The following is a 26,572-nucleotide window of genomic DNA, read 5'->3' as shown; positions in this document are numbered from 1 at the left end:
CCGACCTGCTGTCCCGCGGGATTCCACCCCTGGGGTTGAGCGGATGCCCGGTCCGGGGTTACTCTGGAAATTGTTCGAACAGACGTTCGACATCTGGTGAGCGCGCACCGGTCGGGTGCCCGGCTCCGGGACGGGGGAAGCGTCTCGGCGCCGGGTACCGGATCGAGCTCACGCCGCGCAGGAGGAGGGTCGCCATGTCCGTCGAGGTCGTGTCCCCCACGGAACCCGGACAGCCCCAGCTGCCCATGTCGCTGCGCCCTCCGGTGACCCCACCGGCCCCCGGCCCCCACCACGGCCGTCCCCGCCGCCCGCGCCCGTCTTCGTCCGCCGCGGAGCCGAGGCAGCCGGAGCTGCCGATGTCCCCGCACCCGGCAGAGACCGACGCGGCGGGGCGGCGCCACCCGCGCCCGTCGGGAGCGGGGGACCCGGTGCGGCCCGGGTTGCCGCTGCGGCCGCCCGCGGCGCTCGCGTACTCGACGGCCGCGCCTGGGCAGCTCGCGTTGCCGCAGTCGCCCGCCGCCATCGCGGACTTGCCTCCGGCTGCCGCCTCAGCTGCCGCCGTGGTGAGCTTGCCCGCCAACGCCGCACCTGCGCAGCTTGCATTGCCGCAGTCGCCCGCTGTCGTCGCGGACCTGCCGGCGGCCGCCCCGGCCGCCGCCGTGGCGAGCTTGGCCGCCACCGCCGCTGCGCCTGGGCAGCTCGCGTTGTCGCAGTCGCCCACCGCCATCGCGGACTTGCCTCCGGCCGTCGCCACAGCGCGCTTGCCCGCCACCGCCGCTGCGCCCGCGCAGCTCGCGTTGTCGCAGTCGCCCACCGCCGTCGCGGACTTGCCGGCGGCCGTCCCGTCCGCCGCCACCGAACCCGCGCAGCTCGCGTTGTCGCACTCGCCCGCCGCCACCGCGGACCTGCCGGCCACCGTCGCACCTGCGCGGCCCGGGGTGCCGCATCCGCCCGTCGCCATCGCGGCCTCACCGGCCGCGGACTCGACGGCGCCCGAGCCGACATCCGCCCCGGTCCCGGATGCGCCCGAGGTCGCCGTCCCTCCTCAACGCGTGCCCCTCAGCCCGCCCGTCGCGGAGTCCGATCAGTCCCAGCTGCCCATGTCGCTCCACCCTCCCGCGCCGCCCGCCGCGGCCGCGTTGCTCGCCCAAGCTCGGCGTGGGCTCGCCGAAGCCGAACGTGAGACCGCCCCCGCCGAGCGGTTCATCGGGGCCTACCTCGCCGCCCTGCGCGGGGCCGCCGCCGTGCTCGCCGCGCGGGGCCGGCCGCACCGGGGGCGGGCCCGGCCGGCCAGTAGCTGGATGCTGCTCGACTCCGTCGCGCCCGAGCTGCACGAGTGGTCCGCCTTCTTCGCCGGCAACTCCGCCACGCGCGCCGCCGCGCAGGCCGGGATCACCGGGAAGGTCACCGGGGAGTCGGCCGCTCAGCTGGTGCGCGTCGCCGGGCTGTTCCTGGAGCTCGTGCGCCGGCTCGTGCACGGCCTGCCGGTCAGTGGGGAAGCCCATGTCGCGTGAGCACGGCCCGGTCGACCCGGGGCGGCTGCTCACGGCGCTGGGGATCGAAGGCCGCGTGCTGGCCGAGGCCGTGCACGCCGCTCCGCTCGAAGCGCCGGTGCCCGCCTGCCCCGGCTGGTCGCTCGGCGAGGTGGCGCGGCACGTCGGGAGCGTCTACCGGCTCGTCCGGCGCCGGCTCGCGGACGGCCGCACCCCCGAAGACTGGCAGCGCGACCCCGAACCGGGCCGGCCGCTCCACGAGTTCCTCGAGACGGGCCTCGCCGAGCTGCTCGACGAACTCGCCGCCCACGAACCGCAGGAGCGCGCCGACACCTGGTGGCCCGCGGACCCGACCTACGGGTTCTGGCGGCGCCGGATGCTGCACGAGACGCTGATCCACCGCGTCGACGTCGAGCAGGCGTCCGGCGCGGACCCGCGCGGCGTGCCCGACGACCTCGCGATCGACGGCATCGACGAAGCGCTCACCCTGTGGTTCGGCCACAAGCTGCCGATGCTCGGGCTGACCGGCACGAAAGCGGGCTCGGTCGGCGTGCGCACCGGCGCCCACAGCTGGATCGCGCGCGCCGGGCCCGAAACCACCGAAGCCTGGCGCTGTTCGGCCGAGGAGGCCGAGGCCGCGGACGACGTCGTCACGGCGAAGCCCGCGCAGGTCTACCTGTGGCTCTGGGGCCGCGCGTCCCTGACCTCGGTGACCGTGCGCGGCGTCCACGACCAGGCGGCCCAGCTCTGGGCGCTGCTGCGGCTCGCGACCCGATGAACCGGCCGGTGGGGAAGCCGAACCGGAACTGTCGGGGGTGGCGGTTAGCCTGCGCCGCATGAACACGCGCCTGGTGAACCTGGTGATCGACGCGGCGCGCCCGGAGGTCCTCGCGGACTTCTGGGCCGCGCTGCTCGGCTGGGACGTCGCCGTCGAAGACCTCGGCGAGGTCGACGTGCGCGCCCCGGAGACCGACGGCTGGGACCTGGACCTCGTCTTCGTCCCGGTCCCGGACCCCAAGGAGGTGAAGAACCGGATCCACCTGGACCTGGCGAGCAAGACCCCCGAGCACCAGGCCGCGCTGGTGGCGCGCGCCCTCGAGCTGGGCGGCGGCCGCGTCGACGTCGGCCAGGGCGCGGTCCCGTGGGTCGTGCTGGCGGATCCGGAGGGCAACGAGTTCTGCGTCCTCGAGCCCCGCGAGCGCTACGCGGAGACGGGCGCGGTGGCGTCGATCCTGGTCGACGCCCACGACCCGGAGAAACTGGCGGCGTTCTGGGCAGGGCTCACGGGCCGGCCGGTCGAAGCCCGCGAAGGTGACGTCCTGGTGGGGCTGCGCGCGCCGTCCGGGCGCGGGCCGTGGCTGGAGTTCCTCCGCAACGACGACGCCAAGCGCGGCAAGAACCGCGTCCACCTGGACGTCGCGCCCCCGGCGGGCGCGGACCACGCCGCGGCGGTGCGGGAGGTCGTCGCGGCCGGTGCGGCACCGGCGGACCTGGGCGGGCCGCCGGTGCCGTGGCGGGTGCTGACCGATCCGGAGGGCAACGAGTTCTGCGTGCTGACCCCGCGGTGACCTAGCTTGGAGGTCATGGAGACCTTCCACTGGCAGGGGCGCCGGATCGCCTGGGACCGTGCCGGCTCCGGGCCCCCGGTGGTGTTCTGCCACGGCACGCCGTGGTCCTCGTGGCTCTGGCGGCCCTTCGCCGAAGCGCTGAGCGGCGACTTCACCGTCTACCTCTGGGACATGCCCGGCTACGGCCGATCGTCCAAGGACGCCGGGCACGAAGTCGGCTTCGACGTCCAAGCCGAGGCGTTCCGGGCGCTGCTCGCGCACTGGGAGCTCGACCGGCCGCACGTCGTCGCCCACGACTACGGCGGCGTCGTGTCGCTGCGCACCAACCTGGTCCACGGCGTGCCGTACGCGTCGCTGTTGCTCGTCGACGCCGTGGCCATCCCGCCGTCGGGCTCGCCGTTCTTCCAGCTCGTCAAGGAACACCCGGACGTGCTCGCCCGGGTGCCGCCGTACATCCACGAGGCGCTGGTCCGGGCCTACGTCGCCAACGCGAGCCACCGCGAGCTGCGCGAAGCCGACGTCGACGAGCTCGCCGCGCCGTGGCTCGGCGAAGAAGGCCAGCCGGCGCTGTACCGCCAGATCGCGGCGTACGACGAGAGCTACCTCGCCGAGATCGAGGGACTGCTGGACCGCGTCGACCTGCCCGTGCACGTGCTGTGGGGCACCGAGGACACCTGGATCCCGATCGGGATCGGCGAGCGGCTCGCCGCGGGCATCCCGGGCGCGAAGTTCACCCCGCTCCGCGACGCCGGGCACCTGGTCCAGCTGGACGCCCCGGTCGCGCTGGCGACGGAGCTGCGTTCCTGGCTGACGAGTGTTTCGCCGGGGTTGCCGGGCCGCGTCGAACGCTGACCTGCGCGAAACACCGGCGTCCTGGCTTGGCAACAACCACGCGGGACCGTGGGGACATGGAGACCTCCAGAGCGTTGCCCCAGCCGGACCGGACGGCCGTCGTCGAGGAACCCGCCGTCGCGTCGGCGTGGCGGGTGCGGGTCCGGATGCACGACCACCCGGGCACCCTGGCCCGCCTCGCCATCCGGCTCGCCGACCTGGAGTGCAACATCCTCGGCCTGAGCGTGCTGCCGGTGCCCGGCGGGGTGCTCGACGAGATCGTGCTGCGCCCCGCGACCGGCCTGCCCCGCCGGCACCTCGCCGAGGCCATCCGCGCCGAGGGCTGCGAATGCACCGCGATCATCGACGCCGACGTCCACGAGCTGGTCGACCCGGCCGCGTCGACGCTGCTGACGGCCCGCCGCGCCGTCGACGACCCGGCCCGCCTCGCGGAGGTGCTCAAGGACGTCCTCGCCGCGGACGTCGTGACGCTCGTGCCCGCCACCGAAGCGAACCCGGCCCGCACGGAAAGCGGGCACCGGGCGGTGTTCGCGCTGGCCGGCGACCGCGCACTGGTGGCGCGCCGCCGCTGGGCCCCGTTCGTGCAGCTGGAACTGACCCGTGCCGAAGCACTGGTGGCGCTGCTGACGGCGGCGGCCCGGAACGCGGCCGGCCCGGTCGTGCTCGACCGTCCGGACGGCGCCGCGATCGTCCTGCGCAAAGGCCTCCCCGGCGACACCGACGCGGTCGCCGACCTGCACCGCCGCTGCTCGATGGCGACGCTCTTCCGGCGCTACCACTCGGGCGTGCGGACGGTCCCGCGCCGCTGGCTGCACCGGCTGCTGGTGCCCCCGCGCGGAACCAGCGTGCTGGCGGTGTTCGGCCGCGAGGTGATCGGCCTGGCGCAGCTCATCCCGAGCGCGTCGGGGCCTGCCGAGATCTCACTGCTGGTGGAGGACGACTGGCAGCAGCAGGGCATCGGCACGGCCCTGCTGGCCCGGCTCGCCGTCCTCGCGGAAACCCAGGGCATCACGGAGCTGACGGCCGACTGCCTGACCGGCGACGACGTCCTGCCCCGCACGGCGGCCCGGGCCGGCCTGCGGACGGAACGCGCCCCCGAGGACGGCGCCAAGCTCCGGCTGTTCCTGCCCGCTTAGCGCTTCCAGAACCAGTCTTTGTCCCGCGCTTCGCGCATGGCGGACTTCTTGCGCTCGGCGGTGAGCCGGTCGAGGTAGAGGACACCGTCGAGGTGATCGGTTTCGTGCTGGAGGCACTGCGCCAGCACGTCTTCGCCTTCGACCTCGATGGGCTCGTTGTGGATGTCGACGCCCCGGACCTTCGCGTGCTTCGCGCGCCGGGTGGGGAACCACAGCTCCGGCACGGACAGGCAGCCTTCGTCGATTTCGTGCGTCTCTTCGGACACTTCGACGACCTCGGGGTTGACGACGTACCCGGTCAGCCCGGCGACGTCGTAGCTGAAAACCCGCAACCCGACACCGATCTGCGGCGCGGCGAGCCCGGCCCGCCCGGCGGGTTTGACCGAGTCGACCAGATCCCGCACGAGCGCTTCGAGCTTCTCGTCGAACACGGTGACCGGGTCGCAGACGGACTTGAGGATCGGGTCGCCGAAATAGCGCAGTTCGCGCATCGCCATGAGCAGAACATCCTTCGTGCGTGTCGGACTGGCAGCTTAGGGCAGCCCGCGCCGGGGTCGCCGGGCAATCGGCAACCCGGCGGGCCCGGGCGCGCGGGCCACCCGCGGGCGGGCGCCGATCCCGGGTCAGGCTCGCAGGCGCAGGCCCGACGGCGTCGCCCGGAAACCGGCCTCCCGCAGCACTTCCGCCAGCTCCGAGGTCAGGGCTTGCTCGCCGTCCGCGCGCTGGACGGCCAGCTGGCCCAGCCAGCCCTCGCGGACCGCGGCCGACAGGGCTTGGGCCGCGTCCGACAGCGGTTGACGTTCCTCGGTGAAACTCAGCAGTGATCGGCCTCCTCGCTCGACGTACAGGGCCGGGACCCCGTCCACCAGGACCGCCAGCGCGCCGGCCTTGCGCGCGGGGCGGTGTTTCGTGTCGCCCGTCGCCGCCGGCCAGGGGAGGGCGGCGCCGTAGGGCTGGGCCGGGTCCGCCGCGGCCAGGACCACCGCGCGGCCCGGAGCCGGCCGGCCCGGGCCGGACAGGGCGCGCAGGCGGTCGACCGCGCCCTTCGCCGCGAACTGGGCCGCGCCGAGGCCCTCCACGACGTAGCCGCGGATCACCTGGCCGGTGTCCTCCATGCCGCGCAGGACCTTGTAGATGCCCGAGAACCCGCCGGTGACGCGTTCGGTGTCGAGCGCGCCGCGGGTCAGGACGCCGTGGCGTTCCAGGAACGCTTCCGTGCGGGCGTGGGCCCGCCGGGTCGCGTCGGTTTCGCGGGGCGGGGTCAGCGCCCACCGGCCCGCCACGGTCGGCGGCCCGGACCGCGACGGCATCTGCGGCCGGCCCGCCCGCAACCGCGCGTACCGGCCGCGAGGCGCCTGGCGCCGGGCCTTGTGCGCGCCGTGCCCGGCGACCTGGGCCCGCAGCGGACCGAGCGTGTCGCCGGTGACCAGCCCCGCCCACACCAGGTCCCACAGCGCCGCCACGACTTCGGCGTCGCTCGGTGCCTTCTCCACCAGCACGGTCGCGCGGTCCACCAGCTGCCGGAAGAACAGCGCGCCACCCTCCAAAGTGGACACGATGGCGTCGTGCAGCGGCCCGGTCGGGATGTCCTCGACGACCTCGGGCAGCAGCAGGTCGGCGACGTCCGTGGGAGCGAGGGCGATCCAGCCGTCCCCGCCGGACAGCGCGCCGCAGCCCGCCCACGTGACTTCGCCCGCCGTCGTCAGCTCGTCCAGCAGCGCGGGGGAGTAGCCCGGCAGCCGCCCGGGCAGGATCAGCGACTCCACCGCGCTCGCCGGCAGCGGCGCCCCGGCGAGCTGCTCGACCACCGAGAGCACGTCGTCCGCCGTCGGCGCCGCCCGGACGCGCCCGCCGAACCCGTGCCACGCCGGCAGGAACCGGCCCAGCGCCGCCGGTTCGACCGGTTCGACCTCGGCCCGCAGCTTCGCCAGGGACGCTCGTCGCAGCCGCCGCAGGACCGCCGAATCGCAGTACTCGACTCCTACCCCGTGGGTGTCCGGATGCCCGACGGGACTCAGCTCGCCGCGCACCAGCCGGCCTTCGCCGGTCATCCGGTCGAGGACGCCGGTGACGACGGCCAGGCCGAGCCCGAACCGCTGGGCCACCGCCGCCGCGGCGAACGGCCCGCGACCGCGGGCGTAGCGCGAGAGGAGGTCACCGAGCGGGTCCGCGACGGGTTCGGTGAACGCCTCGGGCACGCCCACCGGCAGCGCGGTGCCCAGCGCGTCCCGCACCTTGCCGGAGTCTTCGATGGCCAGGAACCGTTCCGTGCCGCCGATCCGCACCCGGATCGCGCGGCGCGCCGCTTCGAGCTCGGTGAGCCACTCGGACTGGATCCCGCGTTCGGCGGCCTCCTCGACGGTCAGGTCGCCGAGGAACCGCAACAGGTCCGCGGCGTCTTCGGCCGAGCGCGCGTGCCGGTCGGGTTCGAGCCGCTGCAGCGACCGCTCCACCTCGCGCACGGCTTCCGGGTCGAGCAGTTCGCGGATCGCCTCGGTGCCCAGGAGCTCGGCCAGCAGCGCCGAATCCAGCGACAGCGCCGCCGCCCGCCGCTCGGCCAGCGGCGCGTCCGTCTCGTACAGGAACATCCCGACGTAGCCGAAGAGCAGGCTGCGCGCGAACGGCGACGCGGCCGGCGTCTCGACCTCCACCAGCCGGACCTTGCGGGCCCGGACGTCGGCCATCAGCTCGCGCAGCCCGCTCACGTCGTAGACGTCCTGCAGGACTTCCCGCATCGCCTCCAGGACGACCGGGAACCGCTCGTACTTCGCCGCCACCGAAAGCAGCTGCGACGCGCGTTGCCGTTGCTGCCACAGGGGAGTGCGGCGCCGCGGGTCCCGGCGCGGCAGCAGCAGCGACCGCGCCGCGCACTCCCGGAAGCGCGCGGCGAACACCGCCGAGCCGCCGACCTCCGCGACGATCAGCTGCTCGACCTCCTCGGGATCGAGCAGGATGTCGTCCGCGCCGATCGTGACGTCGCCGCCCTCGGCGTCGAGCGCGTCCGGCAGGCGCAGCACGATGCCGTCGTCGGAGTGCGCCACCTGCGCGTCCACCCCGCGGTTCTCCCGCAACCGCGCGGCGATGGCCAGCGCCCACGGCGCGTTCACCTGCGCGCCGAACGGCGAGTGCAGGATGATCCGCCAGTCGCCCAGCTCGTCGCGGTAGCGCTCCAGCAGGAGTGTCCGGTCGTTCGGCACGTGGCGGGTGGCGGACTTCTGCTCGGTCAGGTAGGCGAGCAGGTTGTCCGACGCCCGCTGGTCGAGACCCGCCGCGGCGGCCCGCTCCCTGGCCTTCTTGTCGTCCGATGTGGACAGTTCGCGGACGAACTTCCCCAGCGCCCGGCCGAGTTCCAGCGGGCGGCCCGGCGCGTCGCCCTTCCAGAACGGCATCCGCGCCGGCTCGCCGGGCGCGGGCACCACGATGACCCGGTCGTGCGTGATGTCGGTGATCCGCCACGACGACGTGCCGAGCAGGATGGTGTCGCCGACGCGCGACTCGTACACCATCTCCTCGTCGAACTCGCCGACGCGCGAACCGGGCTTGTCGTCCGCGCCCGGCGTCATCACGGTGAAGAGGCCGCGGTCCGGAATCGTGCCGCCGGAGGTCACGGCCAGCCGCTGCGAGCCCGGCCGCCCGCGCAGCTCGCCGCTGATCCGGTCCCACGTGATGCGGGCCCGCAGCTCGCCGAACTCCTCGCTCGGGTACCGGCCGGCGAGCATGTCGAGCACCGCGTGCAGCGCGTCGTCCGGCAGCGACGCGAACGGCGCCGCCCGCCGCACCAGCGACGCCAGGTCCGCCACCGTCCACGGCTCCAGCGCCACCATGGCCACGACGTGCTGCGCGAGGACGTCGAGCGGGTTGCGCGGGTAGCGCACGGCTTCGATGGCGCCGCTCGCCATCCGCTCCGCGACCACCGCGCACGAGACGAGGTCGCCGCGGAACTTCGGGAACATCACCCCCGAGGACACCGCGCCGACCTGGTGCCCGGCCCGGCCGACGCGCTGCAGCCCGGACGCCACCGTCGGCGGCGCCTCGATCTGCACCACCAGGTCGACCGCGCCCATGTCGATGCCCAGCTCCAGCGACGACGTCGCCACCACGCAGGGCAGCCGCCCGGACTTGAGGTCTTCCTCGACGTGCGTGCGCTGCTCCCGCGACATCGACCCGTGGTGCGCCCGGGCGATCACCGCCGGCGCGCCGGTGCTGACGCCGGACTGCCCGGCGGCTTCGGCCGGGAAGGCGTCGGCGGGCGTGAGCTCCGTCTGCTCGGCCGCCAGTTCGTTGAGCCGGGCCGTCATCCGCTCGGTGAGCCGGCGCGAGTTGGCGAAAACGATGGTCGAGCGGTGCTCCTGGATCAGGTGCAGCACCCGTTCCTCGACGGCCGGCCAGATCGACGGCCGCTGCACGGCGTTGCCCGCGATCTCCTCCAGCGTGCCCAGCCCACCGGGCGCAGTGACAACTGGGGCTTCACCCCGGGCCGGGGGCTTCGCCACCCGGACCCCCGAACTGAGGTCGGAGTCGCCGGGCGGGAACGCCTCGGTCAGCGACTCGAGCGACTCGAGCGCGTCGAGCGGGCTCGGCGCCGGGCCGCTGCGCGGCGCGTCGAGGTTGCTCATGTCCTCGACCGGGACCTCGACGCGCACCTCGATGGTCTTCGCCAGCTTCGGCTGGACCACCCGCACGGGACGGCCGCCGGCCAGGAACGCGCTCACCTCGTCGACCGGGCGGACGGTCGCCGAGAGCCCGATCCGCTGGGCCGGCTTCGGCAGCAACGAGTCCAGCCGCTCCAGCGAAAGCGCGAGGTGCGCGCCGCGCTTGCCGCCGGCGACCGCGTGCACCTCGTCGACGATCACGGTCTCGACGCCGCGCAGCGACTCCCGCGCCGACGACGTGAGGATGAGGAACAGCGACTCCGGCGTGGTCACCAGGACGTCCGGCGGGGTCTTGTTAAAGGAGCGGCGCTCGGCCGCCGTGGTGTCGCCGGTGCGCATCCCCACTTCGATCTCGGGCACCGGCAGCCCGAGCCGCCGGGTGGCCTGGGAGATGCCGGCCAGGGGCGCGCGCAGGTTCCGCTGGACGTCGACGGCCAGGGCCTTCAGCGGGGAGACGTAGAGGATCCGGCAGCGCTTGGTGGCCTCCGCCGGCGGCGGCTCCACCGAGAGCCGGTCGAGCGCCCAGAGGAACGCCGAGAGCGTCTTGCCGGAGCCGGTCGGCGCGACGACGAGGGCGTGCTCGCCCGCGTGCGCCGCCCGCCAGGCCCCCTCCTGCGCCGCGGTGGGCGCGGCGAAGGCCCCCGCGAACCAGTCGCGGGTCGCGGGGGAGAAGAGGTCGAGCACGTCAGTGGCCACGTCGTCCATGATGCGCGGCACCACCGACAGTTTCCGATCCTCCGGCGAGGATCACGCTGTCGGCGAACTGCGGGAAGGCGACGTCGACCGCCGGCCCGTCGGTGATCAGCCGATAGTCGCGGTCCAGCGGAGCCCAGTACGAAAAAGGGGCCTGGTCCAGCTTGGAGTGGTCGGCCAGCACGTACGCCTCGCCCCCGGCGTGGAGCATCGCGTGCTTGACCACCGACTGTTCCAGTGACGGGCAGCACAGCCCCCGGCCCTCGACCACGCCGTCCGCACCCAGGAACACCCGATCGGGTGAGATGTGCCGCAGCTGAGCCAGCATGCTCTCGCCCAGGATCGCTTCGTCGGGGTGCCGCAGCCGGCCGCCGAGGACGATGAGGTCGATCCCGGCGAACCCGGCCAGCTCGCGGATGGCGTCGACGCCGTTGGTGACCACCGTCAGCCCGTCGCGGTGCGCGAGGTGCCGGGCGAGCCTGCCGGTGGTGGTGCCGGCGTCGAGCAGCACGACCTCGCCGTCCTCGACCAGCGAGGCGGCTTCGCGGGCGATGGTCTCCTTCGCCGCCGAGTGCTCCTGGTCCTTTTCCCGCGGACTGCGTTCGGTGTCGAGCGCGCCGCCGTAGGTGCGGACGACGTGCCCGGCCCCGGCGAGCGAGGCGAGGTCGCGGCGGATCGTCGACTCGGAGACGCCGAACTCCTCGGCGAGCTCCGCGATGCCGCCGGAGCCGTCGCGGACGGCTTCGAGCAGCATCGCGCGCCGGTCACGGGTTCCTGGTCGCGGCTGGGACATGCGCCGAGTCTTCCACGACGGCCGGTTTCAGCCCGAAGAACGCCAGGCCGGCGGCCACGGCGAGGAACGCGGCCAGCACCACGAACCCGGTGGTCGCGCTGCCGGTGACGTCGGTGAGCCAGCCGACCAGGTAGGGCCCGGCGAACCCGCCGAGGTTGCCGAGCGCGTTGATCAGGCCCATCGCCACGGCGACCACTCCGATGCCGAGGATCCGGCTGGGGATCGCCCAGAACGGCCCGTACGGCATGTACACGCCGGTCGCGACGACGCAGAGCAGGACCAGCTGCACGGCCGCGGGCCAGTGCACGAGGTTGCCGAGCAGGAGCCCGGCGATGGCGACGAGCAGCGGCACGGTGACCGCGAGCCGCCGGTTGCCGGTCCGGTCGGACCAGTGCGCGCACGCGACCATCCCGGCCAGCGCGAGGACGTACGGCACGGCCGACAGGAACCCGACCGCGGTGGCCGAGCCGCCGGTCATCGTCTTCACCACCGACGGCAGCCAGAGCGAAAAGCCGTAGAAGCCGGTGATCCAGAAGAAGTAGACGCCGATCAACAGGAGCACCTGGTGGTTCGCCAGCGCTTGCCGGTAGCCCTGCTTCGCGAACGCGGGCTTCGCGTCCTCTTCGGCCTTCAACGTGCTTTCGAGGTACTCGCGCTCTTCGGCGGAGATCCAGCGGGCCCCGGCCGGCCGGTCGGCCACCGCGAACCACCAGACGACCGCCCACAGCAGCGGCGGCAGGCCCTGGAGCACGAACACCCAGCGCCACGACATGTGGTCGAGCATCAGCCCGGACAGCGGCGACATGACGATCGCCGAGATCGGCAGGCAGGTCATCCACAGCGCGTTCGCCCTGGCCCGTTCCGCCTGCGGGAACCACGACGCCAGCAGGATCAGCACCGCGGGCCACACGCCGCCTTCGAACAGCCCCAGCAGCAGCCGCGCCAGGTGCAGCTGCGTTTCGTTCCGCACCAGCCCGCACAGCACCGCCGCGACCGCCCATGCGACCATCAGGATCAGCACCGTCTTGCGGGCACTCCACTTCACCGCCAGCACGGCCGCCGGGATCTGCAGCACGAGGTAGCCGAGGAAGAAGATGCCGCTCGCCAGCCCCTTCGCACTGGCGGACAACGGGAAGTCGTCGCCGATGTAGGGCAGGATCACCGCGACGTTCGTGCGGTCGAGGTAGGCCAGCATGTACATGACCACCGCGACCGGGATGACGTACGCCCAGCGCTTGCGGGGGATCACCGGACGCCCGGTGGGTAGATCGCGGGCAGCTTCCGCGCGTACGGCGCCAGGGTCGCCGCGGCCTTGAACGCCGCGACCATCGTGCGGTGCGACGCCCGGCCGGTGCCGGCGATGTCGAACGCCGTGCCGTGGTCGACCGACGTGCGCAGGATCGGCAGGCCGACCGTCACCGAGACCGTGCCGTCGAAGTCGTACGTCTTCGACGCGATGTGCCCCTGGTCGTGGTAGAGCGAGAGCACGCCGTCGAAGTGGCCCTGGATTCCTTGGTGGAACACGGAATCCGCCGGGATCGGGCCGATCACGTCGAGCCCCGCGGCGCGCGCGGCGGCCACCGCGGGCGCGATCGCGACGATCTCCTCGTCGCCGAACTTGCCGTTCTCGCCGCCGTGCGGGTTCAGCGCGGCCACGGCGAGTCTCGGTTTCTCGGTGCCGAAGACTTCAAGCGCGGTGTACGCCTCGCGGATCGCGTGCTCGATGTTCTCCCGCGTGATCCGGTTGATCGCTTCGCGCAGCGAAAGGTGCCGGGTGGCGAAGAAGATCTTCAGCCCCGACACCCAGAACATGGTGTTGTACCGGGTCGAGCCGGTCAGCTCGCCGAGCATCTCGGTGTGCCCGAGGTGCTGCGAGCCGGCCGCCCAGATCGCCTCCTTGTTGATCGGCGCGGTCACGACCGCGTCGACCTCGCCGGCCAGCGCGAGCCGGGTGGCGACCTCGATCGCGCCGACCGCCGCCGCGCCCGCGGTCGCGTTGACCTCGCCCCACGGCAGGTCTTCCCGGACGACGCCGAGGTTGAGGACGTCGATCACGCCGGTGGTGAAGCGCGCGTCGGCGACCGTGGCGATCGGGTTGACCTCCAGGTGCAGGCCGAGGTGGCGGACCAGGCGTTCCAGCACGATCGCGTCGCCGACCGCGACCCCGCGCGCCAGCTGCAGGGACTCGGGCTCGGCGAGGGTCTTGAGGGTGATCTCCGGGCCGATGCCCACGGGGTCGCCGAGGGTGACGGCGAGGAGGGGGAGGTCGCTCACGGGTTGTTCCTTCCGGTGGCCAGCACGTGGTTCAGGTGTTCCGGGCAGGCGACGGCGGCGTCCCGGCCGCCGGTCAACCCGCCCTTGGTGGCGAAGGGCAGCCCGGCGTGCGGACCGCCGGAGAGCCGCCCGGCGACCGCCGGCGGCAGGACTTCGGTGTCGATCTCGAAGCCTTCGGCCCCGGGGGACTTCGTGACCGCGACGGCGATGTCGCCGCCGGAGGCGTAGAGCCCGCCGATCCGGTGCGCGCCGGGCACCGGCCGGGCCGCTTCGCCGAGCGCCGGCGGGATCCGTGCCGCGACCGCCGGGTCGGCCCTCGTGCCCGTGGCGGGGGCGCGCGTGCGGATGCCGGCGACCCGGTGCCCGGCTGCCAGTAGCTGCCCGGCCGCCGCCGCGACGGCCGGTGGATCGGGCCGGCCCGCCTCGACGTCGACGTACCGCGCGTCCGGCACCAGCTCGGTTTCCAGCAGCTGGTCGTGGGTCTGGCCGGTGATGCCGCCGATCACCGCGAGCACCGGCGGGACGGTGCCGTGGCCGGGCGCGAGGCCCGGCGCCGCGGCCAGCCGGACGCCGAAGGGCCCGGAGTCGACGGAGATCCACTTCGTGCCCTCGGCCGCCAGCCGGGCCGCGGCCTTGGCGACGGTGGTGAGGTGCCGGTTCGTCGTGGCGTCGCAGACGACGAGCCCGGCGGGGCACCGCAGGGCCGCTTCGACCGCGTCCACGCCCTCTTCGACGACGTCCAGCGGCAGTTCGGAGAGTTCGCAGCGGGTCGGCCCGAGGAGGGTGCGGACGCGCGAGGACGCGACCGGCGCCAGGGGGTCGCGCGCGGCGGGGCTTTCGGCTTCGGTCTCCACGCCGACGTTGCCGCGCAGCGTCGTGTCCACGCGTTTCACCGTCAGCTCGACCGGCCCGGTGAGCTCGATCGCGCGGCGGACCGCCCGCTCGGCGTGTGACGGCGAAGCGTGCCGGGTACCCAGGTTCACCGCCAGTGCGTCGATCCCGCTGTCCGCGCGGAAGCAGGGCGCGTCCGGCTCCAGCGATGCGGTGACCGAAACCGCGCGCAGCCCGAGGCGGGCGTTGAGCGCTCCGGAAGCGTTGCTGCCCGTGAGGTCGTCCCCGAGGACGAGCAGCTGGGGCATTGCAACGCTCCTTTGCGCGGTTCGTGCAACTCGGTTGACCGAACTGCGCATCTATCGTGCCTCGTGATCCACCTCTCCGTCAAGCGGCGGGGGACTTTCGCGGGTCCGCACGTGCGGTGACCGCGCACATGGCAGCATCACGGCGAACGCCGCCAAGGCGGGTTTTCGTGAAGGGAAGTGCAGTGCGGATCCTGTCGGTGGACCTCGGGACGTCCAACACCGTCGCCGTGCTTTCGGCGCACGGCATGCCGCCCCGGGTCGTCGAGGTGGACGGCTCGGCCAACATGCCGTCGGCGGTCTTCGCCACCGAAGAGGGCACGATCATGGTCGGCCGCGACGCCGAGCGCCGCGCCCGCCTCGACCCGACGCGCTTCGAGCCGAACCCCAAGCGCCGCATCGACGAACAGACCCTGCTGCTCGGCACCGACGTCGTCCCGGTGACCGACGCGCTGGCCGCGATCCTGCGCCGCGTGCTCGAAGAAACCACCCGCCAGCTCGGCGGCGAGCAGCCCGACGAGGTCCGGCTGACCCACCCCGCGCAATGGGGCCAGACCCGCCGCAACGTCCTGATGTCCGCCGCCCGCCTCGCCGGGATGGGCCAGAACATCCTGCTGGTGCCCGAGCCCGTCGCCGCGGCGGCGCACTTCGCGTCGTTCCCCGGCAAGTCGCTCGCGCCCGGGCAGGCCCTCGCGGTCTACGACCTCGGCGCGGGCACCTTCGACGTCGCCGTCGTCGGCGCCACGCAGAACGGCTTCACCGTGCTCGCCGAGGACGGCCTGCCCGACCTCGGCGGCCTCGACGTCGACCAGGCGCTGATGGTGCACGTCGGGCGCGAGGTCTCGCACTCGGACCCGCAGCGCTGGCAGCGGCTGCTGCGGCCCGAGTCCACCGGCGACCGGCGCACCCGGCGCGCGCTGCAGGAAGACGTGAAGGCGGCCAAGGAGGCGCTGTCGCGGCACCCGCAGACCGAGGTGCCGATGCCCGAGCCGTTCAAGGACGTCCTCGTCACGCGCGGTGAGCTGGAGGGCCTGGTCCGGCCGGCGATGCTGCGCAGCGTCGAGCTGCTGTCGCGGACGCTGCGCTCGTCGGGGCTGAGCCCGGACCGGCTGGCCGGCATCTACCTCGTCGGCGGGTCGAGCCGGCTGCCGCTGGTCGGGGCGATGATCGCGGAGAAGCTCGGCGTCGTGCCGGGCAGCCTGGACCAGCCGGAGACGGCGGTGGCGCTCGGTGCTCAGCACGTCGCCCGCGACGGCATGGGCGCGCGGACGCAGAACGTCGAAGGCGCGGTGGCGGCCGGCGCCGGGCCGCACCGCCCGCAGTACGCGCCGCCGCCTCCGCCGCAGCAACAGCAGTACCCGGGGTACGCGAACTTCCCGCCCAGCGGGCCGCAGCCGATGCCGTCGAACTTCCCCGCGTACTCGCCCGCCGCGGCCACCGAGCAGGCCGAGCCGAAGTCCGGCGGCAAGAAGAAGCTGCTCATCGGGATCGCGGCCGCGGTCGTCGTGGTGCTCGCCGCGGGGCTGACCTTCTTCCTGACGTCGTCGTCTTCGGTGCCGACCTACACCGCGGACCAGTGCAGGACGCCGGGTCAGGCGGACGACAAGGGCCTCACCGGCTGCCTGCGCCAGCTCGCCGGGAAGATCGCCGACACCGGCGACTGCAAGGCGGGCATGGGCAACGGCCCGGCGGCGCCGGCGAAGAGCCTCGGCGTGGCCTCGACCTGCTCCGCGCCCGGCCGCGCGGGCACGCAGGTGACCTACGTCCAGGGCGACAGCGCCGACACGCTCAAGGAGTACACCGACGGCCTGCTCACCTCCGCGGGCGGCGACCGCACCGAGGCCGACTGGGGCGGCAACGGGCTCAAGGGCCACTACTCGTCCGCGGCGGGCAAGACGTCGGCGGTGCTCGTGTTCACGGTGTCGGACCGGCCGCTGGTGGGCTTCATCTACCAGCTGAATTCGAACGACCAGGCGGCGGCGACCACACCGGACACGCTGGCCAACTACTTCGAGGCGAGCGTCCAGCCGGGGGAGTAGCCGGCGGCCCGCGATGTCATGAACGAGTCGTTCACCTCGCCCGACGCGGTGAAAGGGTCGTTCATGACGTCCGGACGCGGGTCCGGCGCCACTCGCGGTGGCCGGGCGGGGCGGGTGGCGGGCGCGAACGGACCGTTCGTGCCGCCGGGTTAGAGTAGCTTCGATGCGCATCACGGTTTTCCGGCGGCTGATGGCCGAGGAGTTCGGCCCCGGACGGGCCCAGGTACTGGCCAGGGACCACGTCATCAGCGGGCTCGGCGGGCGCACCGTCGACCAGGCGCTGACCGCGGGAATCCCGGCGAAAGAGGTCTGGCGAGAGGTCTGTGACGCCTTCGATGTCCCCTTCGAACGGCGCTGACCTGCGCGGATACACCCGGCTCCGGACCCGGGCGGGCGAAAACCCTAGCGCAAGGGTGTGTCGCTGCCGACCTCGAACACGTGTTCGTCTATCGTGTTGTCCACATCGGGTCCAGCGATCCACAGATTGGGCGCCGCGCCTGGAATTGTCGGTCCCCGCCGCTAGCGTCGGACCGGACAGTTGAAGAACCGACACAGAGCCCTCGAGACGGGGGGCTTCGACCAGCGAGGTGGACTTCCATGCCTGCAGCACCCGACAAGGACAAGGCGCTCGAGCTCGCGCTCGCGCAGATCGACAAGCAGTACGGCAAGGGCTCGGTCATGCGGCTCGGCCAGGACGGCCGCGCGCCCGTCTCCGTGATCCCGACCGGTGCGATCGCCCTCGACGTCGCGCTCGGCATCGGCGGGCTGCCCCGCGGCCGCGTGGTCGAGATCTACGGCCCGGAGTCCTCCGGTAAGACGACGGTCGCCCTGCACGCGGTGGCCAACGCGCAGCGCGCCGGCGGCATCGCGGCGTTCATCGACGCGGAGCACGCGCTGGACCCGGAGTACGCCAAGAAGCTCGGCGTCGACACCGACGCGCTGCTCGTCTCGCAGCCGGACACCGGTGAGCAGGCGCTCGAGATCGCGGACATGCTGATCCGCTCCGGCGCGCTCGACATCCTGGTCATCGACTCCGTGGCCGCGCTCGTGCCGCGCGCCGAGATCGAGGGCGAGATGGGTGACTCGCACGTCGGTCTCCAGGCCCGCCTGATGAGCCAGGCGCTGCGCAAGATGACCGGTGCGATGAACAACTCCGGCACCACCGCGATCTTCATCAACCAGCTGCGCGAGAAGATCGGCGTCATGTTCGGCTCCCCGGAGACCACGACCGGTGGTAAGGCGCTGAAGTTCTACGCGTCGGTCCGGCTCGACGTGCGCCGCATCGAGACGCTCAAGGACGGCGGCGAGCCGGTCGGCAACCGCACCCGCGTCAAGGTCGTCAAGAACAAGATGGCCCCGCCCTTCAAACAGGCCGAGTTCGACATCCTGTACGGCCACGGCGTCTCCCGCGAGGGTTCGCTCATCGACATGGGTGTCGACCAGGCGATCCTGCGCAAGTCCGGCGCCTGGTACACCTACGAGGGCGACCAGCTCGGCCAGGGCAAGGAGAACGCGCGGAAGTTCCTGCGCGACAACCCGGACATCGCCAACGAGATCGAGAAGCGCATCAAGGAGAAGCTGGGCATCGGCGCACAGGTCGACGCCGAGGCCGTCGAAGCTGTTCCGGCGCCGGTCGACTTCTGATCGAAGGAGCTCCGGAGGGGCTTCGGGATTGGGTGGGGTGTGCTCGCGGAAGGCGCTCGCCTGGATCCCTTCGCCGTGTTCTCCGGGGGTCGAACCCCCGGACCCCCGCCAGGGGGCGAGCCCCCTGGACCCCCGGGTGTGGTCGCGTGTGTGGTGATGCGCGATGTGGTTCGTGAAGAACGAGGAGTGAGCTGAGTGGCGAGGGCGCCGAAGGTTCCGCCGGCGGAGCTGCCTCCCGAGGAGCGCTACAAGAAGGCCAAGGAGATCTGTTACGACCTCCTGGCCGTGCGCGCGCGGACTCAGGAGGAGCTCCGGCAGGCTTTGCGCCGCAAGGGGTTCGACGAGGAGACCAGCGAGACCCTGCTCGGCAAGCTCGACCGGGCGGGGTTGGTGAACGACGCCGAGTTCGCGGAGCTGTGGGTCAAGTCCCGGCACGAGACCCAGGGCCTGTCCCGCACCGCGCTGATGGCCGAGTTGCGGCGCAAAGGCGTCGACGACGAGGTCGCGGCGCAGGCGGCGGGCGAGGTCGACCGCGAGTCCGAGGAGCAGATGGCCAGGGAACTGGTCCGCAAGCGCCTCGGCTCGCTGGGCAACGTCGACGAACAGACGGCGTTGCGGCGGCTGCTCGGCTTCCTGGCCCGCAAGGGCTACCCGCAGGGGCTGGCGTACAGCGTCATCAAGGAGGAACTCCGCGAGTACGGCGCGGAGTCCACCCTCCTCGACGACGCCTTCATCGACTGACGGTTTCAGGCGCCGGTGCGCGGACCACCGGCACCCGGCGGTCGGAGCGGTGCTTGCGGACCGCGAGCAGGAGCAGCGCCAGCAGCCCCATCGCGGCGCACGTGACCACGGCCGTCAGCAGCAGGAACTCGTTCAGCTGCCCGGCCGCCAGGTACGCGCCCAGTGCCACCGCCACCAGCGCGCACACCGCGCGGTCCACAATGGACTCCATGGACAGCAGGGTCGCGCGGTAGCGGGAGTCCGGGATGGAGTCGTTCAGCAGCTGCTTCTGCACCGGGAACGCGATGCCGGTCGCCACCGCGAAGACGCACAGCAGCACCACCGCCGGGAAGGGCCCCGCCCAGACCAGCAGGCCGAGGCACGACGCCATCACGATCGTCAGCGTGAACACCGAGCCCACCGGGCCGATCGCGCGGCGGAGGCGGTGAGGGCGGGCCGCGCCGAGTGCTTCGAAGACCGTCATCGCGGCCAGGACGGCGCCGTACCAGTTCACCGAAAGCGACTTCGACTCCAGGATCGGCTGGAACAGGTTCACCTGGCAGATCCGGACGAGGGTGAACATCGCGATGCCCTGCACCATCAGCAAAGCCAGCCACCGGGACGACCGCAGCGCGGCCACCGCGCCGCCGACGCCCGACAGCAGCGACGCCGTCTTGCCCGAGGTGCGTCGGCCGCCGGGGATCGGCGGGAGCTTGCAGGCGAGCGCCAGCGCCACGGCCGCGTTGATCGCCGTCAGCCAGTACGGGGAAGGGAGGTTCCACGTCATCAGCAGGCCGATCACCGGCCAGTACACGATCTTGCCGACCAGGCTGTACGCACGGCCGACACCCTCGACGCGGAGGTAGTGCTCTCCTTCGCCGTGGGCGTGCAGGTACTCGTACAGGTACGCGCTTTGCGCGCCGGACACGAGCGAGCGGGCCAGGGCGATCAGGATGAAGTGCAGCAGGAACCCGGGGTACGAGCCCAGGAACACCGGCACCAGGTTCGCCACCACCAGCACGCCGGCGCCCGCCGTCAGCGAGGTGCGGTAGTCGAAGCGGTCGGCGATCAGGCCCGTCGGGATCTCCAGCAGGCAGAACACGACGTAGTAGATGCTCTGGATGCCGAAGATCTCGCTGTCGGAGAGGCCGACGAGCTTCTGGTACTGGTAGAAGATCGGCACCCACAGCAGCAGGCCGAAGAAGAACTGGAACCCGTAGGTCAGCCGGACGGCGCGCTGGACGGCCGGTTTCGCGGGCAGGCGAAAGCCCAGCATGGTGGTGTCTCCTGGAGGATCAAACGGAATACGGACGCAGCTGCACGATGTGGATGTGGTCGCGGTCGGCGAGCCACTCGACGTCCACCGGCGAATCGAACGTGTAGTCGGGCGAGAAGTGGCCCTGCAGCAGGCGACCGGCGACGGCGAGCCGTTGCAGCTGCGCGTGGGCGGCTTCGTCGAGGTCCTCGGGCGCGTCGCCCAGCGACACCGTGCGGCCGCCGCCCTCGACCGTCGAATACAGGTACTGCATCGGCAGGACCGAGCCCTCGACGACGTCGGTGACCCGGGGCGACACGTTGACGTAGACCGTGCGGAAGTCCGCGCGGTTCATCGGGTTCGTCGTCACCAGCACGCCGCCGAAGTCGGCCGTGACCTGCTCCTGGATCACGACACCCATGTAGCAGTCGTCGAGGGAGATCCCGGCCTGGCGGCGCAGGCGGACGCTGCGCACCGACACCAGCGACGCCCAGACCTCCTTAACACTGGCGAAGATCCGCTCGGCGGTGGTGACGTGGTTGAGCGACTCGTAGATCCCGGCGGCCGAGAACCCGGCGAGGTCTTCGGCGTTCGACGAACTGCGCACGACGAACGCGCGCACGCCGGCCAGCTGGGACACCAGCGCGGAGTCGATCTCGCCGGCCAGCGCGCCGGGCATGCGGGCCGACCGGATCAGCGTCTGCAGCTCGACGCACAGCGGCTCGATCTCTCGCGCGTCCAGCTCCAGGGCCATCTTCAGCTTGCCGATGGCCTGCTGGATCCGCGGCGACGACTCCAGGAACCGCCGCTGCAGCGAGAACGGCAGGGCGATCCCGCGGGGGACGCGCACGCGCTCGTCGAGCAGCCGGCGGGCCGCGACGGTCAGGTCGGCGACCGCGGGGCTGGTGGCGGAGTCGGCACCCGCGAACCGGCCCGGAGCTGCGGGCTGGTCGGCAACCGCGAACCGGTCCTCAGCCGCGAACCGGCTTATAGCCGCAGGCTGGTCCGCACCCGCGAACCGGTCCTCAGCCGCGAACCGCCCCGGAGCCGCGGGCTGGTCGGGAACCGTGGGCTCGGCGCGGTGGTCGGATGCCGTCGGGCCGGTGGGGACGTCCAGCAGCCGGGCCAGGTACGGCAGCAGGTTCTCCCTCGGCGGGCGCGGCACCTGGTAGAAGCCGAGCAGCCGCTGGGAGCCGCGTGCCAGCACGTGGTGCAGCTCGCCGAGGTTGGCCGCCTTGGTGCCGTAGCGGTGGCGGTCGGCCGCGCGCAGGCGGGCGAGGTTCACGATCGGGCTGTGGTCGGCTTCCGGCTGCTCCAGCGTGACGCGCTGGGCGTACCAGCTCGGCGGCGTCGCGGCGGGCGGCTCGGGGATCTCGCGCAGGGACAGCGCCTGCGTATCCACCGTGTACTCGACCCACTTGCCGTCGAGGCCGCGGCGCTCGATCTCGGCGAGCGCGCCGAGCTGGACCGCGTTCGGGATCTGCCAGCCGGTGGCCAGCACGTTGGTGTGCGACAGCGGCGTCGTGTGCCGGGCGTTGATGATGCCCGACAGCCGCGGGACGTCGTCGGGGACGCGGTCCATCACGATGATGTCCGTCCAGTCCAGCGTCGCCGCCCGGTACTCGGCCTCGGTGCGGAACGCGCGCAGCCGGCCGGTGGCCGTGCCGGGGTTCAGCGCCACGAACGGCGCCGTCGAGAACAGCTCGTGCGCGAAGACGCGGGGCAGCTCGGCCGCCGGGATCTCCCGGACGATCCGTTCCTGCAGCTGGTTGGCCGGCTTGAACACCAGCGGCAGCGCCGGGTCGACGTGCTCGGCGACGAAGGCGTGGAACTCGCGGATCAGCGCGGCCGGCATCGTGTCGACCTCGACCGTCTCCAGCGAAAGCATCTGCGGGTGCCGGGCCAGAATGCCGAGCAGGAACCGGCGATCCGGGCCGTGGTAGAAAGCCTGGTTGTACGAGTCGATCTCCGCGCGCACCCGTTCCCCGGGGACGCCGAGGATCTCTTCGCCGATATAGATCGCGTGAAAGGAATGCCGCGCGTCGTTCAGGAAGTGGATCACCGACTTTTCCCGGTCCACCACGACCTTCACGAAGGAATAGCCGCCGAGGGTGCCGCCCAGCTGGTGGAGGGCGGACAGCGAAAGGCGTTCGCCGACCAGTGCGGCGACGTTCTCGGGGGCAGGACTGGGGGCGACCACATCGGTCAGGGACACCGGATCTCCTCGCTCGAAACAGCGAGGGTGAACGATAACAGGCCGGTAAATCACCCACCGGCGACGGGAATGCGCCATTCAGCGGAATTCATGACCACCGCCACACCCGCTCGGAGCACCGTTCCAGAGTGCTGGAACGGTGCTCCCGGAATGCGGACGCGCATTCCGCCGTTCGGGCGCGGGTGCCGACGCGGGGTGATCTCCGCTACAGCTTCGCGGCCTCCGCGGCCAGCTTCTCGATCGTCGCGGGCTCGAGCGACGCCGTCAGCCACGAACCGCCGATGCAGCCGACGTTCGGCAGCGCCAGGTACGAAGGCGCGGACGCCACCGTGATCCCGCCGGTCGGGCAGAACTTCAGCGACGGCAACGGGCCCGCGATCGACTTCAGGTACGCGACGCCGCCGGACGCCTCCGCCGGGAAGAACTTCAGCGCCGAAAGCCCGCGCTCGGCCAGCCGCATCGCCTCGGACACGGTGCTCGCGCCGGGCAGGAAGGGCAGCCCGGTCTCGAAGCACGCGTCGACGACCGCGTCGGTGCAGCCCGGCGTCACGAGGAACTTCGCGCCCGCGTCGGCGGCCTGCTTCGCGTGCTCCGGCGCGGTGACGGTGCCGGCGCCGATGACGATGTCCGGCACCTCCGCCGCGACGCGCTCGATCGCCGACAGCGCCGCCGGGGTGCGCAGGGTCAGCTCGATGACCCCGATCCCGCCGGCGAGCAGGGCCCGGGCCGTGGGCACCGCGTCGGCGGCGTCGTCGATCACCACGACGGGCATCACGGGGGACAGCGCGAGCAGGTCCTGACCGGTGGTCACTGACCGACCTCCTGGATTTCCAGAGTGTGCGTGGGCATTCCGAAGTGCTCCGGCGTCAAGGGCCCGAACACCGAAGCGCCCTGGTCAGCGGGGCCGACGGCACGGCGCAACGCGGCGAACAGCTCTCGGCCGGTGCCGGTCCAGGATGCTTCGGACGGCGGTCCGTCCACAAGCTCACGGCGGGCGAGTTCTTCGTCACCGGTGAGCACGTCGAGCGAACCGGCGGCGGCGTCCAGCCGGACGACGTCGCCGTCGGCGATGCGCGCGATCGGGCCGCCCGCCGCGGCTTCCGGCGTCACCTGGATGGCGGCCGGGATCTTGCCCGAAGCGCCCGACATGCGGCCGTCGGTGAGCAACGCCACCCGGTGCCCGCGGTCCATCAGCACGCCCAGCGCCGGGGTCAGGCCGTGCAGCTCCGGCATGCCGTTGGCCCGCGGGCCCTGCTGCCGGATCACCACGACGACGTCGCGGTCGAGCTCGCCCGCCTGGAACGCGGCCGTGAACGCCTCCTGCGTGGTGAACACCCGGGCCGGCGCCTCGACGACCCGGTGCTCCGGCGCCACCGCCGACACCTTGACCACCGCGCGGCCGAGGTTGCCCTCGACCATCCGCAGCCCGCCGTCCGCGGCGAAGGGGCGCCACACCGGGCGCAGCACCTCTTCGTCGAGGCTGCGGGTCGGCACGTCGCGCCAGACCAGCTCGCCGTCGGACAGGATCGGCTCGGCGCGGTAGCGGTGGAGCCCGAACCCGGCGACCGTGTGCACGTCCTCGTGCAGCAGGCCCGCGTCGAGCAGCGTGCCGACCAGGAACTGGATGCCGCCGGCGGCGTGGAAGTGGTTGATGTCCGCGCTGCCGTTCGGGTACACCCGCGCCAGCAGCGGCACGATCGCCGAGAGGTCGGAGAAGTCGTCCCAGGTCAGCTGGATGCCCGCGGCGGCGGCGATCGCGACCAGGTGCATCGTGTGGTTGGTCGAGCCGCCGGTGGCGAGCAGCGCGATGACGCCGTTGACGAACGCCTTCTCGTCGAGGATCCGCGAGACTGGCGTGTACTCCTCGCCGCGCGAGATCGCGACGGCCCGGCGCCCCGCCTCCTCGGTGAGCGCCCGGCGCAGGGGAGAACCCGGCTGGACGAAGCTGGCGCCGGGCAGGTGCAGGCCCATCACCTCGACGACCATCTGGTTCGAGTTGGCGGTGCCGTAGAACGTGCACGTGCCGGCCGAGTGGTACGACGCCGCTTCGGCGTCGAGGAGGTCTTCGCGCGTCGCGAGCCCCTCCGCGTAGAGCTGCCGGACGCGCGCCTTCTCCTTGTTCGGCAGGCCGGAGTTCATCGGGCCGGCCGGGACCAGCAGCGCCGGCAGGTGCCCGAAGGACAGGGCGCCGATCAGCAGGCCGGGCACGATCTTGTCGCAGACGCCCAGCAGCAGGCTTGCGTCGAACATGTCGTGGGACAGCGCGATCGCCGTCGACATCGCGATGACTTCGCGGCTGAACAGGGACAGCTCCATGCCGGCGCGGCCCTGGGTGATGCCGTCGCACATGGCCGGGACGCCGCCGGCGAACTGGGCGACGCCGCCCGCTTCGCGCACGGACTTCTTCAGCCAGGCCGGGTACTCCTGCATCGGCTGGTGCGCCGAAAGCATGTCGTTGTAGGACGAGACGATCGCGACGCCGGGGGCGCGCGCGGCCCGCAGGGCGGCCTTGTCGACGCCGTCCATCGCGGCGAACCCGTGGGCCAGGTTGCTGCACGCGAGACCGCGGCGGACCGGGCCTTCTTCGTGCGCGGCGGCCATGCGGGCGAGGTAGGCACCGCGGGTCGCGGCACTGCGGCTCGCGATGCGCTCGGTGACGTCGGCGACGACTCGGTGCAGCTTCGTGGTGGGGGCGGGGCTCATGTCCGGCTCCGGATCACTGGTGTGTGGTGGTTCGCGGGACGGCAACGCTGACGCCTCAGGGTCGTGACCCTGGCCACACTACCTCGGGAAAACGCCGAATCAAAATCGATTCAGAAGATCGACCCGCGTGACCCCGATCACCTCGCGAACCGTTAGTGTGCTAGTTGTCACACTGCACGACGCGCGGCAAAGCCGTAGGGGCGAACGCTCGCCCGGCCGGTTCCCTGTCGGCCCCACCACCACGGGAGGCATGATGTCCACCTCCGAGATCGCCGAGCTGCGGCGAACCATCGGCCAGCTCCGGCAGTGCGTCGGCGCACTGCGCTCTCGTTACGGCGACGCTTCGGCGGTGCGCCGGCTCGCGAACGACGTGGAGCGCCTCGACATCGACACCGCGGACCTCGACGGCACGCCCTTGGCCGTGCCCGCGCAGGCGAAGGCCGCCGAGCGCGTCCCGGTACCCGACACCCCCTACGACCCGGCGCTCTGGCACGGCGCCGATGACGAAGGCGTCGGCGGCTACAAGCGCGACCAGCGGTGAGCGCACCGGCTGACAACGGCGTCGGCACCGGCGTCCGGTCCCCCAAGCGGGCCCGGATCGCCGAGCGCACCCTCCGCACGGACCGGTGGTGGCTCCAGCCGCTGCTGACCGTGCTCGGACTGTCGGCGTTCATCATCTACGCGACGGTCCGCTCGTTCGTGCGCACCGCGTACTGGGTGCCCGACTACCACTACCTGACGCCGTTCTACTCGCCCTGCCTGTCCACGTCGTGCGTCGAGGGCTCGAGCCACTTCGGCCACTGGTTCGGCGACCTGCCGGGGTTCATCCCGCTCGGCTTCGTCGTGCTGCCGTTCCTGCTCGGGTTCCGGCTGACCTGCTACTACTACCGCAAGGCCTACTACCGGGCGGTGTGGTTCTCCCCGCCCGCGTGCGCCGTCGCGGAACCGAAGGCGAAGTACACCGGCGAGACGCGCCTGCCGCTGATCATCCAGAACGTCCACCGCTACTTCTTCTACGTCGCGCTGGTCGTCTCGCTGATCAACACCTACGACGCGATCACCGCGTTCCACGGGAAGACCGGCGGCTTCGGCTTCGGGCTGGGCAACATCGTCCTGCTGGCCAACGTGGTCCTGCTCTGGGCCTACACGCTTTCCTGCCACTCGTGCCGGCACGTCACCGGGGGCAGGCTGAAGCACTTCTCCAAGCACCCGGTGCGGTACTGGATCTGGACCAAGGTCTCGAAACTCAACACCCGCCACATGGCGCTGGCCTGGACGACGCTCGGCACGCTGGTGCTGACCGATTTCTACGTCATGCTCGTGGCCAGCGGGGCGATCTCCGACCTGAGATTCGTGAACTAGCCTCCGCCCTCTCCCGACAACGACGTCCCCATTTCCG

At 72.5% G+C, this 26,572-nt stretch carries 21 protein-coding genes; 11 read left to right on the top strand and 10 right to left on the bottom strand.

Annotated features, from left to right (window positions below):
* The first annotated feature begins 194 nt into the window (after positions 1 to 194).
* The 5 genes from MUY14_RS24785 (at position 195) to MUY14_RS24765 (ending at position 5,049) form a co-directional block, all read left to right on the top strand.
* A complete protein-coding gene (locus tag MUY14_RS24785; RefSeq protein ID WP_247012312.1) occupies positions 195 to 1,514 on the top strand; it encodes an SAV_6107 family HEPN domain-containing protein in 1,320 nt (439 codons plus the stop codon).
* The gene (locus MUY14_RS24780; RefSeq protein WP_247012310.1) at positions 1,504 to 2,271 is read left to right on the top strand and encodes a maleylpyruvate isomerase family mycothiol-dependent enzyme; all 768 of its coding nucleotides are present in this window, start codon (positions 1,504 to 1,506) and stop codon (positions 2,269 to 2,271) included. The genes MUY14_RS24785 and MUY14_RS24780 overlap by 11 nt, the downstream gene beginning before the upstream one ends.
* Positions 2,272 to 2,329: 58 nt before the next feature.
* Positions 2,330 to 3,061 (top strand): VOC family protein, encoded by a 732-nt coding sequence (locus tag MUY14_RS24775; RefSeq protein WP_247012308.1) that lies wholly within the window; start codon positions 2,330 to 2,332, stop codon positions 3,059 to 3,061.
* A gap of 15 nt (positions 3,062 to 3,076) precedes the next feature.
* Complete coding sequence (locus MUY14_RS24770; RefSeq protein WP_247012306.1) at positions 3,077 to 3,913, top strand: alpha/beta fold hydrolase; 837 nt, start codon at positions 3,077 to 3,079, stop codon at positions 3,911 to 3,913.
* Between the two features lie 74 nt (positions 3,914 to 3,987).
* Positions 3,988 to 5,049, top strand: coding sequence for a GNAT family N-acetyltransferase (locus MUY14_RS24765; RefSeq protein WP_247025228.1), 1,062 nt, complete (start codon positions 3,988 to 3,990; stop codon positions 5,047 to 5,049).
* Here MUY14_RS24765 and def read toward each other — a convergent pair.
* The 6 genes from def to MUY14_RS24735 form a co-directional block, all read right to left on the bottom strand.
* Positions 5,046 to 5,546 carry a peptide deformylase gene (def, locus tag MUY14_RS24760; protein ID WP_247012304.1) on the bottom strand — a complete coding sequence of 167 codons (501 nt, stop codon included), beginning with the start codon at positions 5,544 to 5,546 and terminating at the stop codon, positions 5,046 to 5,048. The two genes, MUY14_RS24765 and def, sit on opposite strands and share 4 nt — an antisense overlap.
* Before the next feature lie 126 nt (positions 5,547 to 5,672).
* A complete protein-coding gene (locus MUY14_RS24755; RefSeq protein ID WP_247025227.1) occupies positions 5,673 to 10,406 on the bottom strand; it encodes a DEAD/DEAH box helicase in 4,734 nt (1,577 codons plus the stop codon).
* Positions 10,387 to 11,187 carry a DeoR/GlpR family DNA-binding transcription regulator gene (locus MUY14_RS24750; protein ID WP_247012302.1) on the bottom strand — a complete coding sequence of 267 codons (801 nt, stop codon included), beginning with the start codon at positions 11,185 to 11,187 and terminating at the stop codon, positions 10,387 to 10,389. The genes MUY14_RS24755 and MUY14_RS24750 overlap by 20 nt, the downstream gene beginning before the upstream one ends.
* The gene (locus MUY14_RS24745) at positions 11,159 to 12,436 is read right to left on the bottom strand and encodes an MFS transporter (protein WP_247012300.1); all 1,278 of its coding nucleotides are present in this window, start codon (positions 12,434 to 12,436) and stop codon (positions 11,159 to 11,161) included. The genes MUY14_RS24750 and MUY14_RS24745 overlap by 29 nt, the downstream gene beginning before the upstream one ends.
* Complete coding sequence (pdxA, locus tag MUY14_RS24740) at positions 12,433 to 13,461, bottom strand: 4-hydroxythreonine-4-phosphate dehydrogenase PdxA (protein WP_247012298.1); 1,029 nt, start codon at positions 13,459 to 13,461, stop codon at positions 12,433 to 12,435. Before pdxA ends, MUY14_RS24745 begins: the two co-directional genes overlap by 4 nt.
* Positions 13,458 to 14,600, bottom strand: coding sequence for a four-carbon acid sugar kinase family protein (locus tag MUY14_RS24735; protein ID WP_247012296.1), 1,143 nt, complete (start codon positions 14,598 to 14,600; stop codon positions 13,458 to 13,460). Before MUY14_RS24735 ends, pdxA begins: the two co-directional genes overlap by 4 nt.
* Positions 14,601 to 14,782: 182 nt before the next feature.
* On the opposite strand from MUY14_RS24735, the gene MUY14_RS24730 reads away from it, so the two are divergent.
* The 4 genes from MUY14_RS24730 (at position 14,783) to MUY14_RS24715 (ending at position 19,021) form a co-directional block, all read left to right on the top strand.
* Complete coding sequence (locus MUY14_RS24730; protein WP_247025226.1) at positions 14,783 to 16,636, top strand: Hsp70 family protein; 1,854 nt, start codon at positions 14,783 to 14,785, stop codon at positions 16,634 to 16,636.
* Between the two features lie 163 nt (positions 16,637 to 16,799).
* Positions 16,800 to 16,994 (top strand): DUF3046 domain-containing protein, encoded by a 195-nt coding sequence (locus MUY14_RS24725; protein ID WP_247012294.1) that lies wholly within the window; start codon positions 16,800 to 16,802, stop codon positions 16,992 to 16,994.
* Between the two features lie 239 nt (positions 16,995 to 17,233).
* Positions 17,234 to 18,280, top strand: a complete 1,047-nt coding sequence (gene recA / locus MUY14_RS24720) for a recombinase RecA (protein WP_247012292.1) — start codon at positions 17,234 to 17,236, stop codon at positions 18,278 to 18,280.
* Positions 18,281 to 18,475: 195 nt separating this feature from the next.
* On the top strand, positions 18,476 to 19,021 hold the full coding sequence (locus MUY14_RS24715; protein WP_247012290.1) for a regulatory protein RecX: 546 nt from the start codon (positions 18,476 to 18,478) through the stop codon (positions 19,019 to 19,021).
* On the opposite strand, the gene MUY14_RS24710 is transcribed toward MUY14_RS24715, so the two are convergent.
* The 4 genes from MUY14_RS24710 to edd form a co-directional block, all read right to left on the bottom strand.
* On the bottom strand, positions 19,011 to 20,276 hold the full coding sequence (locus tag MUY14_RS24710) for an MFS transporter (protein WP_247012288.1): 1,266 nt from the start codon (positions 20,274 to 20,276) through the stop codon (positions 19,011 to 19,013). The genes MUY14_RS24715 and MUY14_RS24710 overlap by 11 nt on opposite strands.
* 19 nt (positions 20,277 to 20,295) lie before the next feature.
* Positions 20,296 to 22,470: a PEP/pyruvate-binding domain-containing protein gene (locus MUY14_RS24705; RefSeq protein WP_247012285.1), complete on the bottom strand. Its 2,175-nt coding sequence runs from the start codon at positions 22,468 to 22,470 to the stop codon at positions 20,296 to 20,298.
* A 205-nt stretch (positions 22,471 to 22,675) separates the two neighbouring features.
* Entirely contained in the window at positions 22,676 to 23,281 is a 606-nt protein-coding gene (gene eda / locus MUY14_RS24700; RefSeq protein ID WP_247012284.1) for a bifunctional 4-hydroxy-2-oxoglutarate aldolase/2-dehydro-3-deoxy-phosphogluconate aldolase, read from the bottom strand.
* Positions 23,278 to 25,173: a phosphogluconate dehydratase gene (edd, locus tag MUY14_RS24695; protein ID WP_247012282.1), complete on the bottom strand. Its 1,896-nt coding sequence runs from the start codon at positions 25,171 to 25,173 to the stop codon at positions 23,278 to 23,280. The genes eda and edd overlap by 4 nt, the downstream gene beginning before the upstream one ends.
* Positions 25,174 to 25,426: 253 nt before the next feature.
* On the opposite strand from edd, the gene MUY14_RS24690 reads away from it, so the two are divergent.
* On the top strand, positions 25,427 to 25,714 hold the full coding sequence (locus MUY14_RS24690) for a hypothetical protein (protein WP_196425237.1): 288 nt from the start codon (positions 25,427 to 25,429) through the stop codon (positions 25,712 to 25,714).
* A complete protein-coding gene (locus tag MUY14_RS24685) occupies positions 25,711 to 26,535 on the top strand; it encodes a hypothetical protein (RefSeq protein WP_247012280.1) in 825 nt (274 codons plus the stop codon). The genes MUY14_RS24690 and MUY14_RS24685 overlap by 4 nt, the downstream gene beginning before the upstream one ends.
* The last annotated feature ends 37 nt before the right edge of the window (positions 26,536 to 26,572 follow it).

The organism is Amycolatopsis sp. FBCC-B4732, assembly GCF_023008405.1.
Taxonomy (GTDB): domain Bacteria; phylum Actinomycetota; class Actinomycetes; order Mycobacteriales; family Pseudonocardiaceae; genus Amycolatopsis; species Amycolatopsis pretoriensis_A.
The sequence above is the reverse complement of the archived record's forward strand: the minus strand, read 5'-3'. Positions and strand labels throughout refer to the sequence as shown.